Genomic DNA, 13,871 nt, shown 5'->3' with positions numbered 1-13,871 from the left:
TGTGCCATGGAAAAATCATTTACGGTCTAGCTTTCCACTTCTAGGGAAAACCCTTATATGTTTTGTATTTTGGAATTTAGCGGGGAACGACCAGAAGTGCGATATAGGTAGCGGCTAAGAGCCACGGTCCAAAAGCTAAGCGGGTACTGCCACTAGCTTTTTCCCCTATTACCAAGTAAAGTGCCCAGCACCCGGCACCCAGAACTGTCAAAATCCCCATAACTAGCAGACAGTGCCAGGAAGAACAAGTGGCTAGACCAACTACTAGGGGAGCTAGTCGCAAATCACCTACCCCGATACCGTGGCGGACAAACGTTCCTGGTAACAATAAAATGAAGGCGCCTAAAGCTACGATTAGGGCGTATGCCGGTTTTACCCACTGCCCCGTGATAAAACCTGCTAAAATTACTGCCACGATCACCAGAATCAGAAATGCGGCGGTCATTGAACGAGGAAGTCTTTGGGTACCCGCATCTATTACCATTAGCGCCGTACCCAGCGTCAATAGTGGAAACATTAGTAATAAGTTAATAGATCCGAAACGAACGAGCACGGCTGTGCACACTGCCAGAGCGGAAAATACCCCGATTGCCCAGGGCTGATTCCACAGAGCCCGCTGTCTTCCAGATAGGCGAAAATATTTCTCTACTTTTGGCATACCGTAAAGCAGGTTTCCTACCCCCGCAAATAACAGCGCTGCTAAACATACTAGAATTTGCATAATCACCGACTTTATTCGTTACTAATTGCTGCCCGCATTACTTCCAGGTTCGGGGTACGGGAAGTAAATAGTTGTACCTGCATTACTGCCTGGTGTAACAACATCAGCTTTCCAGGAATGATACAACCTCCCGCCGCAGTAATCATTTTTACCAGTAGAGTTGGCCAGGGGTCGTAAACAATATCTAAAACAGTTTGACCAGTGTTAAAGGAAATAGTTTTATAAAAGCTATCTAGGACTTCCCGAGGAACAGTGGAAATAATCAGATCCGCTTTTTGAAGGGTTTCCCGCGCCTGTTCATAAGCAGCTAAAGGCACATAGCCAGGATCAATCCCTAGCCGGGTAGCTGCCTGTAGTGCGTTACCAGCTCCCGAGACTCGCCGCGCCAGCAAGTTAATCTGCCTAGCTCCCACTTCTACCAGAGCAGCCAGAGCCGAGGAGGCAGTAGCTCCTGCCCCGACAATCACTGCATTTTGAGGTTCCCAGTCACCCCCCTTTATTTCTTTAATTGCCGCCACCATCCCATATACATCGGTATTGAATCCGGCAGTAGCTCCCCCGGGAAACGGCACCACAGTATTTACCGCCCCTACTGCCTTGGCTAACCCATCGACCTGAGAAAGCAGCGGAATAATTACCTGTTTTAGAGGCATAGTCACCGATAATCCCACCAGAGTCTCTGGCCAGGAACCAAGGAAGGAATTCACACTTTCCTTCGAAATCTCTATCCGGCGATAGTCAAGTTTAATTCCCAAGTCCCGGTAAGCAGCCAGGTGCAGAGCCGGAGAAAGGGAATGGGCAATTGGTGATCCGATTACCGCAGCCCAGGGATTTAGCGTTTGCATTTGCCTTGGTTCTGCTGGCACCACTGTTTTAGTTCTTCCACGTTCTTGGTTTGTTCCTCTAAAGTGAGAGCGAACTTGGTTTCACCGGTGTCCAGATTCACCGTGGTGAAGTAGAGCCATTTGCCCTCTGCCGGTTTCGCGACCGCTTTCAAGGCGGCTTCTCCTACCGTACCGATAGCGGTAGGAGGCAGCCCTTTATGCTTATAAGTGTTATAGGGGGTGTCTTCCTCTAAATCTTCGGAACTCGGAATCCCGCCTGAGCGCCCCTGTCCGTAGACAACGGTGGAATCCATCTGCAGGTACCCGTGGGTATCGCTATTATCTTGTAAGCGATTTTCAATCACCCGCGCTACCTGCGGATAATATTTTTCAACATTGACTTCTTTTTCCAGAATGGAAGCTTTAATTATCACCGTGGCACGCTGATCAGCGGCTACCCCGGCATTGTCTAGTCGTTTAATCTGGGTATCTACCATGGTTTTCACCAGATCTTTAGCACTCTGATTAGTGGCAACCGTATAGGTGTCAGGGGCTAGCCATCCCTCGAAGCTCTCTTCGCTTTGACCAGGAATCCCATAATCTGCCGGGTCAGCAAAGGCCTCTGCCACCTGATCCGCGCTAAAGCCGATGGTCTCTTGAAAACGAGCCTTTATTTGTTTAACGGTAAACCCCGGAGGAATAGTGACCTTAATATCTGCCTTTGAGGCAGGATCTAGTAGCATCGCCAGAGCCTCACGAGAAGACATGCGCTTATGTAGCCTAAAACGTCCCGCCTGAACTCCTTGCGCTAAAGAATTCTTTTTGAAAATATCAGCGAATACTTCTGCATCTGCGATTACTCCTTTTTTCTGAAGGATTAAGCCAATCGCTTTCCCTGAAGCTCCCTCGGGAATCTCGATAATTATTTCCCCGGACCCTTTGCCTTCATAATCTTTTCCACCAGAGAAAATACTACTGACTCCCCCCAGTTCACGAGTTGCAATTACCGAGGCTCCGGTAATTAACCCAATGACCACCAGAATAACAATCGCTGTAATCGTACGCTTCTTCCGGCGAGCTTTACGCCGTGCAGCTCGTCCTGAAGAAGACGCGCCCGCGGAGGAGTTAGCTTGCAGGCCGTCGTCCTCTTGCCAATAGTTATCGAGGCTAGACTGGCCATCGCCTGGTATAGGATTGGCAGCCGCTGATTTATCAACGCGACGGGAGGGAAAATGTCGCGGTGGACGGGTGGTGTTAGGCTCCCGGCTCATCAGGCTTCCTCGCTTTCAGTTCCGCTGCCCAGTGGCTCCCCGGGAATCTGCCCGGTTCGTTTTTCGGTTTCCAGTGCTTGCTCCAGTATCAGTACCGCAGCCTGTTGGTCTACGACGTTCTTATGTTGCCTTCCACCGAGCCCGGCAGAACGTAACTGTTGATGAGCGCTGACGCTGGTAAGACGCTCGTCTACAAGTCTTATATTACAAGTTGGTAACAGCTGTTCCAACTCGGCTCCCCAAGACCGCACGTCAGCAGCATTTTTGCCTTCTTTTCCGCTCAGCAAACGTGGCAAGCCAATAATAATCTCCTTTGCTTTATACTCGGAGACTATTTCCGCGATACGGAACAGTTCTTGTCCCCCATCGCGATAAACGGTTTCCACCGGAAAGGCTAAAGTTCCCGCCGCATCGGAGCGAGCTACTCCAATCCGACGGGTACCTAAGTCGATACTAATCCGTACCCCGGGACGCATTATTTTTTGGCTATCTCTTCAGCGATAGTTTCCAGGGCGGCGGCAAGTTTACCCGCATCTTTGCCCCCACCTTGTGCCAAATCGGGACGACCGCCTCCGCCTCCCCCCATAATTTTAGCAGCGATTTTAACCAGTTCTCCAGCTTTAATTCCCTTATCCCGAGCCTGCTGAGTGGTAGCTACGATTACCTGTGGGCGATTCTTAGAAACCCCGCCCACGCTAACTACGGCGGTAGTATCTTCTAGCCGCTGCCTTAATGATTGCGCCAGAGTACGCAGGGATTCTGCAGAAACTTCTCCTGCATTAAAGGTAACCACACGAGCTCCATGAATTTCTTTCGCCGAAGCTGCGATTTCCCCAATTCGTGACAGTAGTGACTGTTCCTGCAATTTCGCCAGCTGCTTTTGTGCCTGTTTCAAACGCGTCAAAGCATCATCAATCCGTGTCGGAATCTCTTCAGGCTTAGTTCCCATAATGGAAGCTACCTGAGAAATCAGAGCGTGTTCCTTAGCCTGGAATTCATTAGCTTCATCAGCAACTAAAGCTTCAATCCGGCGTACCCCGGAACCAATGGAATTTTCTCCCATCAGCACTACTTGTCCCAGGTATCCGGTTGTCGGCATATGCGTTCCGCCGCAAAACTCCCGATCCCAGCCGTCACCAATATCGACAACTCGCACCATAGAGCCATATTTTTCTCCGAACAGAGCGGTAGCACCAGATTTCTTGGCCTCTTCAATCGGCATAACTTCGGTATTTACTTCCAAGTTATCCCGTAAACGATCGTTGATACGATCTGCAATCGCCGACATTTGCTCTCCGCTCAAGGCGCGAGTGTGGTGAAAGTCGAAGCGAAGCCGATTTTCATTATTCTCTGAACCTGCCTGAGTAGCCTGCGCCCCCAGGTTTTCTTGCAAAGCCTTATGCAACATATGGGTGGCAGTATGGGCACGAGCGATCGCTTTCCGGCGGACGGTATCAATAGCTGCTACTACCTCATCGCCTACTGTTAGTTGCCCCTGTTCCAAGATTCCCCGATGTACCCGCAAACCGGCAACCGGGCTTTGAACGTCCTCGACTTTAAACTTCGCGCCTTGGAAGGAACGAATTACGCCGTGGTCAGCTAGCTGTCCCCCCATTTCCGCATAAAACGGGGTGGCATCTAAGACAACCTCAACCTTGCTGCCTGCGAAAGCAGTGGGTACCGCCTGGCCATCAGCTAGCAGTCCAATAACCTTGGCATTACAGCTATCTTCGGTATAGCCCACGAATTCGACTTCATGACCAAGTTCCGCCTCTAGCTCATGATAGATACGGGCATCGACATGCCCAGTCTTTTTAGCACGGGCATCTTCGCGGGCACGGTTCTTTTGCTCCTGCATCAACTGGGTAAACTTTTCTCGATCAACCTGGATACCGTGTTCCTCGGCCATCTCAATCGTGAGATCAATCGGGAACCCATAGGTATCATGCAAAGTAAACGCATCTTTACCAGAAAGTTGGGTTTCCTGGCGCTTCTTCACCTGCGCTACGGCCTGGTCAAAAATCAAAGTTCCCGACTCGAGTGTGCGTCTAAAAGCGTCTTCTTCCTCGTACGCAACTGTGGAAATAGTTTTCCAATCCTGTTCGAGTTCCGGATAGGAAGCTGCCATCACTTGTTTTGATACCGGCAGCAAATCAGGAAACACCGGATTAGTTACTCCCAGCAGACGCATAGCCCGCACTACCCGGCGAATCAGGCGGCGCAATACGTATCCACGTCCATCATTACCGGGTCGTACCCCATCCCCAATCAGCATTAAAGCGCTGCGTACGTGATCAGCGACTACCCGCATGCGAATATCATCAGGGTCTTTCGAGGTTTTACCTTGGGTGTACTGTTTCCCCGATAATTCCTGGGCTTTCTCTATCACCGGGAACACCTGGTCAATCTCATACATATTGTCCTTGCCTTGCAGCAAGAACGCGAGTCTTTCTAGTCCCAGCCCAGTATCTATGCATTTCTTGTCCAACTCGCCGAGCAAAGGATAATCTTTTCCGCGTCCTTCCCCCCGCAGATACTGGTCAAATACCAGATTCCACAGTTCGAGGTAGCGATCTCCACCGGTATCTATTTCTGGGCCACCCTCCGGCCCATAGGCGCTGCCGCGATCATAATGGATTTCCGCGCAAGGTCCAGCCGGTCCCGGCTGCCCGGTGTCCCAAAAGATTTCTTCTCGCGGTAGTTTTTGTAGGTGTAGCGGATCGAGACCGATTTGGTTTAGCCATACATCCTCGGCCTCAGTATCCTGTTCCCAAATCGTTACCCACAGCTTATCCCCATCCAAGCCGTATTTACCTTCTTCAATAGAACCGGTAAGTAAATCCCAGGCCATCTTAGAGGCACCCTGTTTGAAATAGTCACCGAAGCTGAAGTTTCCGCACATCTGGAAGAAAGTACCGTGCCGGGTAGTTTTACCCACTTCATCAATATCGTTAGTGCGAATACACTTTTGCACACTGGCCGCCCGCGGCCAAGGCGCCGGTTCGGTGCCCACAATATAGGGAATGAAGGGCACCATTCCCGCGATAGTAAACAGAATTGACTTATCGGGAGATACCAAAGGAACCGAGGGCGCCAGGTGGTGTCCTTGCCCAGCAAAATAGTTAAGCCAACGGGAACGAATTTCGGAAGTTTGCATGATGCCTCTAAATCTGTATGAGGAGGAGCTACCTCCTAGTGGAAAAGCGATTAACTTAAGGGGGTGGTTTCGGGCATTAAAGCCGCACGCAGCTCTGTCTCCCGATTTTCAAAGTCTTCTTGAAAACCCTGACAAGCGGTATGAATCCGCTCGCGCACCGGCGGAATCGACCAGGCAATCGCGCCTACCACGCCTACGGCAATCCCCAGTTTTACCAGCTTCTTCATGTTTACTGACCTTTCCGGTTGAACATTTTACGAGCCGCATAGGAAAAAGCCGACAACTTAATCAGCGGACCGGCAAAGGTGGAAGAGACCAGGGTGGAAACCGCAGATACGTCTTGAGCAACTTGCGCAGCCGAAGTGGTTACCGCGTCTACCCGCACCAGCTGAGCGTTGGCATCCCGTACCGTTTGCGAAACTTCTTTCACGGTATCTCCGGCGTCAGCGGCCACCTCTTTGATGGAACCTTGTAACTGGTCGAAAACTCTGCCTAGTTTCCAAAGCGGTATTGCCAGGAACAGTACAAGTAACAAAAAAGCTACCGCCGCGATTAGTGAAGCTATCTCACCGACGCTCATAGTTCTTCCTTCCCTAAGAAATGCTATATCGCTAAATTTACCCTACCGAGCGCGCAGCCCCGAACTGAGGTAAATATGGCTGATGCCTCCCGATAAACCGGGAGGCATCAGCTAAAGAGTTTCTAAGCTTAACGTGAGTAGTGCTCCACGACCATCTGCAGGTCGCAGACAACCGGAATCTCATCGCGTTCGGGCAGGCGCACGTAAGTTGCCTGCAGCTGTTCCAGATTCACATCTAAATATGCGGGAACATCCGGCAGCACATCCCGGTGAGAACCAGCGGCTGCCACAATAAAGGGATCTTTAGTTTGGGACTTGGGGCAAATCTGAATAACCTGACCCGGCTTTACCCGATAGGAAGGACGATCGACCGGTTTGCCATCTACCAGAACGTGGCGGTGAACTACCGTCTGCCGAGCCTGCGGCATCGAGCGAGCAAACCCCGAGCGCAACACCAGCGCGTCTAGACGCGACTCCAACAGCACGATCAGGTTGTCACCGGTCATGCCTTTGATTCGCCGTGCCTCTTCGAATAGGCGATGCATCTGAGCCTCGCGAATATTGTATTGAGCGCGCAGACGCTGCTTTTCCTTCAAACGGATGGCATAGTCAGATTCGCTACGACGACGAGCCCGTCCATGTTCGCCTGGGCCGTAAGGGCGCCGATCAAAGTAACGCTGAGCCTTGGGAGTTAGTGCAATTCCCAAAGCACGTGATAGACGAACCTGTTTACGTGAACGCTTATTTCCCATTAAATTTTCTCCTGTATGTGTTCTTTATTTTTCATTTCACCAGCGACGCCGGTGGGGTCACCACGCGGGCTAAGACCCCAGGGTTGCCTAACGACAACAGGTTTTAGAGTAACCTATTTTTGGTTACCTTTGCTATCGGACAAGATAGCGCGAATGGTGCGCAGCCGTTTCGACACTAACTGTTCATAGCCATTATCAGTGGGATGGTAATAGTGAACTCCAGCTAAAGATGCAGGCAGATAGGTTTGTTTCACAATATGGTGCGGATAGTCGTGCGCATATTTGTATCCCGACACTCCCATTTTTTCAGCTCCAGAGTAATGAGAATCACGCAGAGAGGCGGGTACCGCGTCACTTTTCCCCGCACGCACATCTTTAATCGCGGCTTCGATTCCCAAATAAGAGGCATTAGATTTTGGAGCGATAGCTACTGCCACCGCGGCCTGAGCCAAGATAATCCGCCCCTCGGGCATTCCAACCATCTGGACTGCCTGTGCGGCGGACACCGCCATTTGTAAAGCAGCTGGATCCGCCATTCCCACGTCCTCGCTGGCACAAATCATTATTCGGCGGGCAATAAAACGGGGATCTTCTCCCCCTTCGATCATGCGCGCCAAATAATGCAAAGTGGCATCTACATCGGAGCCGCGCATGGATTTAATAAAAGCACTAATCACGTCATAGTGGTCGTCACGGTCATATTTCACTACTGCGGTATCAGCGGCACGGGCAATATCTTCAGTAGTGAGGGCGCTGCGCCCCGCCGATAGCACGCCTTCGGAAGCCGCCTCAAGTAAGGTCAGCGCTTTACGGGCATCTGCACCCGCCAAATCAGCCAGGTGGGTAAGCACTTCTTCGTCCACCGTCACCTTATCTTTTAGCCCCCGTTCATCACTTAGGGCACGACGCAGCAGTTGCTTCACATCCTTGCTGTTTAACGGATTTAAAGTCAACAGCAAAGATCGCGAAAGTAAAGGCGAAACTATTGAAAAGGAAGGATTCTCGGTGGTAGCTGCCACCAGGATTACCCAAGAGTTTTCTACGGCTGGCAGCAGGGCGTCTTGTTGGGACTTCGAGAATCTATGTACCTCGTCCACAAATAGCACGGTTTGTTTACCGGTTGTGCGCAGCTCTTCGCGTGCACTTTTGATAACTGCCCGCACCTCTTTTACTCCAGCTGAAACCGCACTTACCTCAATAAAATTTCTCCTAGAAGTAGTGGCCACTAAATAGGCGAGTGTGGTTTTGCCGGTACCAGGCGGCCCCCAAAAAATAATGGAATTTACCGCCCCCGCACTGCCTTGGGGCTCTAGCAGCCTACGCAAAGGCGAGCCAGGTTTCAGCAAATGGCTTTGTCCCACCACCTCGTCTATGCTACGTGGCCGCATACGAACTGCCAGCGGTGCCGAATCCGAAAATGTGGGGGTTCCTTGTTCGCTAAGCGAAACTTGTTGAAAAAGATCCACTACCGCAATACATCCGCAAGGTCGCCAGCCCCTTGGCGTACTACCTCGGGAACATCTCCAGTAAGATCAATCACCGTAGTGGGGCGAGCTTCTTCTACCGGGCCTTCAATAACCGCATCTAGCAGGTAACCAATTTCATCGCGAATTTCCCAACCATTAGCCTCTGGAATTTCTTTATCCGGCAAAATTAGCGTCGAAGACATTAGAGGCTCCCCCAATTCTTCCACCAGCGCCAGGGTGGTTACGTGATTAGGAATCCGTGCCCCTACTGTCTTTTTCTTGGGATTAAGCATAATTCGTGGCACCGCCTTATCCCCCTTCATAATGAAGGTAAAGGGGCCGGGAGTGAGCCGATTTATCAGCTTAAACGCCGAATTATCGACGATCACCAGCTTCCCCAGCTGCTTGAAATCATGGCAGATCAGGGTGAAATTGTGAGTTTTGGGCAGTTTCCGGATAGTTTGAATCCGTTCTAATCCCGCCTTATTCCCAAGTTTACATCCCAGGGCATATCCCGAATCAGTAGGATAGGCAATTACGCCCCCATCACGAATAATATCAGCGGCTTTCGTAATTAGCCGTGCTTGCGGATTAACTGGGTGAATATCAATATAGGCAACCATGTCTCCCAGTCTAGCAACCCTAAAAGAATCAGTTTCTCCCTTGTCTTTGCGATTTTGTAAACTCATGCTTTGTTTTCGACACAGGGAGGATTTGGGTATTATTAACCAGGATCAGTCGGCCGGGCGGCCGCGGCTAATAATAGTCGAGGAAAGTCCGGGCTCCACAGGACAGGATGATGGCTAACAGCCACCCGGGGTGACCCGCGGGCTAGTGCCGCAGAAAACAAACCGCCACGCACTCGCGTTGGTAAGGGTGAAAAGGTGGTGTAAGAGACCACCAGTGGTCAAGGTGACTTGGCCAGCTAGGTAAACCCCATCCGGAGCAAGACCAAGCAGCAAGCTGGGTGGTCCGCCTTTAACTTGCGGGTAGGTTGCTTAAGGCGTGCGGTAACGCACGTTGTAGATAGATGGTCGCCGCTGGCTTAGCCAGTACAGAACCCGGCTTATAGGCCGACTGATCTGTTATCTTTCTTCCCGCTTGGAAAATAAATCCTCGATTTGCTCTCCGTAAACAGCACGAATTCGATTCCGTTTTATCTTCAGCGAGGGAGTCAACATCCCGTTTTCGGTGGTCCAATCAGTAGTAATCACCTTAATTTTGCGGATAGATTCTGCCCGCGATACGGCGCGGTTAGTACGTTTGACAGCCCGCTGCAACGCCTCCAACACCCGCGGATCCCTGGCTGCACGGGTAATATCCATTTGTTCCATCCCGTGATTCTTCAACCAGGTAGGCAGCATTTCCTTATCGAGGGTGACCAGGGCAGCCACAAAGGGTTTATTATCCCCCACTACCATCACCTGTGAGATTAGCGGGTGGCCTTTCAAACGTTCCTCTAGGAACTCAGGAGCCACGTTTTTCCCACCGGCAGTGACAATAATTTCTTTGGCACGCCCAGTAATTTTAACGTTTCCGTCGGAGTCGATTTGCGCAATATCCCCGGTTTTGAACCAGCCATCCTCGGTGAACGCCTCTCGAGTAAGCTCGGGTTCCCCATGGTAGCCCCGCATAATCGAGCCACCACGTGCTTGCAGTTCGCCCCCCTCACCCAGGCGCACTTCGTTGCATAGCAGCGGTTGTCCCACGTATCCGGTTTTATTCCCAATTCGCTCTGACATCGTCAGCGGCCCTGTGGTTTCCGTGGCACCGTAGCCTTGTAAAACTTCAATTCCGCATCCGATGAAGAACCGCCCCAACCTTTCAGCCATCGGCGCTCCCCCAGATACGATTCCCTGTAGGTTTCCCCCCATAAGCTTCTGAATCTTGTTAAGTACCAGACGCCTAGCTAACGCTATTTTTATTTTTAGCCCAAAAGGAATTTCCTTCCCAGACTCATGCGCGATCGCCCACTGTTCCGCGGCATGGGCAGCCAAACGGAAGATTCGCAGTTTTATCCCTGAGCCTGCGGTGGCATCAGCAGCGTTATAGATTTTTTCCAGTACCCGCGGCACCACTAGTAAAGCATTGGGCTTGAAAGTCTGAATATCTTTAACAATATTTTTGGCGTTAGGCAAGAAAGCAGCGGTACCGTTACCTACCAGGTGTTGATATCCCAGGAAACGAGCCAATACGTGAGCTACCGGCAAGAAGTAAATCACCCGCGCGCTAGGTTCAAAAATCCAATCGTTCCAGATACCCCGTTTAATTACTGCGTTCATGGGGCGAAGGAGGTTCCCATGGGTAATTTCTACTCCCTTGGGACGACCCGTGGTTCCGGAAGTAAAAACGATGGTGCAAAGATCATCAATTTTTATCTGTTCAAGACGCGTATCCAATTCCGCAGCAGGAATAGTACGTCCGTGTTCTAAAAGCCGAGTTAATCCTGAATCATCTAGGGAGAACACTACCGCAATTTGTCCGGCAAGTTCAGGTTCCTTATCCAATTGGCGCACCATATTCGCCTGCGCCGTAGAATCGGTGATTACTGCTTTTACCTGAGCTTTGTGCGTAATCCACTTTACCTGTTCATAAGAGTCCGTTTCATAAATCGGGACAGTGACCAAACCGGCTGCTTGCGCCCCTAGATCCATGATCATCCACTCGTAACTGGTGGATCCGAGGATAGACACCGCGTCTCCCGGTTTAAGTCCCAGACCTATCCACCCTAATCCAGCGGCGCGAATATCAGCTCCCAATGACGAGGCGGAAATCTTTTCCCAGGCTGCCCCCAGTACAGAGGGACGTTCTACTGCTATTTGCCGTGGACGCCTGCGAGCGCGATCCAGCACTGCTGCGGACACCGAAGTGAATTGCATTAGATCGATAAGGGGTGCTCCCATTGGCGAATCTCCAATTCAAAATAGATTTTCTCTTTTCCGTAGGTTAGCACAGCGGAAAAGATATAAGCCGTTAATTCCCTTGCGTTGCATTGCGTGGGAGAGTTACTATCCTCCTTTAGTCGTGTTAAAAGATTGGTCTGATTCATATCGGAATCTTGATCCGGCTATCTACTTCAGGAAAAATATCGAGCAATATCTCTTTCAATAAAGCCGCTCACCTGGTCCCCATATGGATTTATGCCTGTAACACACATGGCTTTAACAATTTGCTCCGGCATGCGAATCTTCTTGTCCTGGATAACCTGTGGCGATTTTCGAATTCTTTTGTCCCTTCGTAGACAGAACTGATAATTAACTCTTATGTATCACCTAGATCTTGGACACTGACAACTTTTTTAATTTCAGATATTGCTACGATTAGATCATTGATGCTCCGGTGTTTATTTGAATTTACTGTTATATCGATTGCAACCTTATTATCGCTGTCAATACCAGAATAGGAATGTAACTTATTAACGCTCCAACCTAATTCAGTTGCTTCTGAAACTACCGACCGTAAAACTCCAAACCCTTGTGAATAAGTAACTCTAAGCAGTTCTTCCTGTCCAGTTAGTAATCCGTGCAAGTAATTTGCTAAAGGCGCCAAAATCCAGACTGCAGTAAAGTGACAGAACAGGCCAGCTGCTCCTAACCACCACATACCTGCACCACAAGCCATTCCTATTGCAGCTGTTTCCCAAATGGTTGCAGCAGTTGTCAGACCACTAATTGTTCCGTGACGGGTAAGAATAATCCCAGCACCCAGAAAACCAATACCAGAGACAATCTGTGCTGCTACACGTGAGGGGTCAAGCCGAATAGTTCCTGCTGCGAGCACATCCATAAATCCATACTTTGATACGATCATCATCGAACATGCAGTTACCCCCACTATCACCTGGGTACGAATACCTGCACTCTTACCACGAGACTGCCTTTCGACCCCGATTAATGAAGAAAATAGCAGTGCAACGAGGAGTAATAGCACCTGGTTTCGTGGCGATGAAGCATTAAAAATATACATGGTAAAAAGCCTCGTAAAATTACGTCGTGGACAAATAGCGTCGGTTTTTAAACCGGTGGGATATCGCAGCTAAATACTGCCCGTTTCCACAACGAAAGGAGCCGATCATTATCTACTGATGTTATGACTTGTGCCTTCGAAAGCTTCTTTTTCAGTTGCTTACTTGAACCGAAATTTTGATTGATAGCAGGGCCATCATTAGGAATTTGTATTAATTTACCTTTGGGGTGAGGAGAAAGTTTAAAAAATCCTGATGTTACCTGAGTAATATCAGGGCACAGCAAGTGAGCAATAACCACCATATCGTGTACCCACATTCCATCTACAGGACGAGTTCTATCACTGTATTTAATCCACGGTCTCAGCCAGGAGTCTATTGTCATAGCGCGATCTACGTTTTGTGAATATTTACATGCCCACTCCAGGGTGTTTAACCAATATTCTAGTGACATATGAGTAGTGCGCGTAACATCAATAGGTACAATCGTCACTTTGATTCCAGATCGTAAAACTATTGAGGCCGCTAACGGATCAATAGCGAAATTAGTATCCACTAAATCTCCATACCCCAGACAACCGCCCATAAGAAAAATTTCCTTAATCCGCTTTGCCGCATCTGGCTGGAAACGAATTAGAGCAGCAATATTGGTTAAGGGTCCTAAGGCTGCAATAGTTATAGAGCTTTCTGAATCATTTCGTAATATATCCTTTGCTAGTCTAAGAGCAGTTTGCTCTGGAGGTTCGCATTTTTCATCCTCGGAAACCGATGTATCTTCTTGTGCTGAGATTGTCCCGCTCTTAAAGCAATCAGATTTTCCCCACAGCTTAAGAATCTCCGAATCAAATCTCGGAGCGTCTAACTTTTCTCGCCACTTCGATGGCGCCCTATAAGTATCAAGAGGACGATCACAACCTTTAAGTATCGGCGTATTAACACGGAAGGTATCTGCGAGGAACTGAGCTGAGTTAACGGCTTCTGCAGCGGTAACATTTCCAAAAACGGTCCAAACTGAGCTAACCTCAAGTTGCGAGGCTGACCAAGCCAGGCAAAGGGCTAGAGCATCATCTACATTTGCACCAGGAATCCCATTTCCGGGATCACAATCAATAATTAGGGGCATCCAGATTCACTAC

13 protein-coding genes and 1 other RNA gene are annotated in these 13,871 nt (G+C 49.7%); 1 reads left to right on the top strand and 13 read right to left on the bottom strand.

Going from position 1 to position 13,871, the window contains the following annotated elements; all coding sequences use genetic code 11:
* Window positions 1-76 precede the first annotated feature (76 nt).
* From EFB02_RS05520 to EFB02_RS05480, 10 genes are all read right to left on the bottom strand, one after another.
* Window positions 77-721: a prepilin peptidase gene (locus EFB02_RS05520; RefSeq protein ID WP_327395337.1), complete on the bottom strand. Its 645-nt coding sequence runs from the start codon at window positions 719-721 to the stop codon at window positions 77-79.
* A gap of 11 nt (window positions 722-732) precedes the next feature.
* Window positions 733-1,566, bottom strand: coding sequence for a shikimate dehydrogenase (locus EFB02_RS05515; RefSeq protein ID WP_122820521.1), 834 nt, complete (start codon window positions 1,564-1,566; stop codon window positions 733-735).
* The gene (gene mltG / locus EFB02_RS05510) at window positions 1,554-2,816 is read right to left on the bottom strand and encodes an endolytic transglycosylase MltG (protein WP_122820520.1); all 1,263 of its coding nucleotides are present in this window, start codon (window positions 2,814-2,816) and stop codon (window positions 1,554-1,556) included. The genes EFB02_RS05515 and mltG overlap by 13 nt, the downstream gene beginning before the upstream one ends.
* The gene (ruvX, locus tag EFB02_RS05505; protein ID WP_122820519.1) at window positions 2,816-3,292 is read right to left on the bottom strand and encodes a Holliday junction resolvase RuvX; all 477 of its coding nucleotides are present in this window, start codon (window positions 3,290-3,292) and stop codon (window positions 2,816-2,818) included. Before ruvX ends, mltG begins: the two co-directional genes overlap by 1 nt.
* Window positions 3,292-5,973 (bottom strand): alanine--tRNA ligase, encoded by a 2,682-nt coding sequence (gene alaS, locus EFB02_RS05500; RefSeq protein WP_122820518.1) that lies wholly within the window; start codon window positions 5,971-5,973, stop codon window positions 3,292-3,294. Before alaS ends, ruvX begins: the two co-directional genes overlap by 1 nt.
* 50 nt (window positions 5,974-6,023) lie before the next feature.
* Window positions 6,024-6,200: a hypothetical protein gene (locus tag EFB02_RS08715; protein WP_160115376.1), complete on the bottom strand. Its 177-nt coding sequence runs from the start codon at window positions 6,198-6,200 to the stop codon at window positions 6,024-6,026.
* Window positions 6,201-6,202: 2 nt separating this feature from the next.
* Window positions 6,203-6,553, bottom strand: a complete 351-nt coding sequence (locus EFB02_RS05495) for a DUF948 domain-containing protein (RefSeq protein WP_122820517.1) — start codon at window positions 6,551-6,553, stop codon at window positions 6,203-6,205.
* A 128-nt stretch (window positions 6,554-6,681) separates the two neighbouring features.
* Window positions 6,682-7,305, bottom strand: a complete 624-nt coding sequence (gene rpsD / locus EFB02_RS05490; protein ID WP_122820516.1) for a 30S ribosomal protein S4 — start codon at window positions 7,303-7,305, stop codon at window positions 6,682-6,684.
* Window positions 7,306-7,418: 113 nt separating this feature from the next.
* Entirely contained in the window at window positions 7,419-8,771 is a 1,353-nt protein-coding gene (locus EFB02_RS05485; protein WP_122820515.1) for a replication-associated recombination protein A, read from the bottom strand.
* The gene (locus EFB02_RS05480) at window positions 8,771-9,394 is read right to left on the bottom strand and encodes an L-threonylcarbamoyladenylate synthase (protein WP_122820673.1); all 624 of its coding nucleotides are present in this window, start codon (window positions 9,392-9,394) and stop codon (window positions 8,771-8,773) included. Before EFB02_RS05480 ends, EFB02_RS05485 begins: the two co-directional genes overlap by 1 nt.
* 111 nt (window positions 9,395-9,505) lie before the next feature.
* Here EFB02_RS05480 and rnpB point away from each other — a divergent pair.
* Window positions 9,506-9,856: RNase P RNA component class A (gene rnpB / locus EFB02_RS05475), an RNA gene on the top strand.
* Here the strand turns inward: rnpB and EFB02_RS05470 are convergent.
* The 3 genes from EFB02_RS05470 to EFB02_RS05460 form a co-directional block, all read right to left on the bottom strand.
* On the bottom strand, window positions 9,857-11,674 hold the full coding sequence (locus EFB02_RS05470; protein ID WP_122820514.1) for an AMP-dependent synthetase/ligase: 1,818 nt from the start codon (window positions 11,672-11,674) through the stop codon (window positions 9,857-9,859).
* 358 nt (window positions 11,675-12,032) lie between these two features.
* Window positions 12,033-12,737, bottom strand: a complete 705-nt coding sequence (locus tag EFB02_RS05465; protein WP_122820513.1) for an MgtC/SapB family protein — start codon at window positions 12,735-12,737, stop codon at window positions 12,033-12,035.
* Between the two features lie 47 nt (window positions 12,738-12,784).
* Window positions 12,785-13,858, bottom strand: coding sequence for a nucleoside hydrolase (locus EFB02_RS05460; RefSeq protein ID WP_122820512.1), 1,074 nt, complete (start codon window positions 13,856-13,858; stop codon window positions 12,785-12,787).
* Window positions 13,859-13,871 lie beyond the last annotated feature (13 nt).

Source organism: Varibaculum vaginae, assembly GCF_900604285.1.
GTDB lineage: Bacteria > Actinomycetota > Actinomycetes > Actinomycetales > Actinomycetaceae > Varibaculum > Varibaculum vaginae.
The sequence above is the reverse complement of the archived record's forward strand: the minus strand, read 5'-3'. Positions and strand labels throughout refer to the sequence as shown.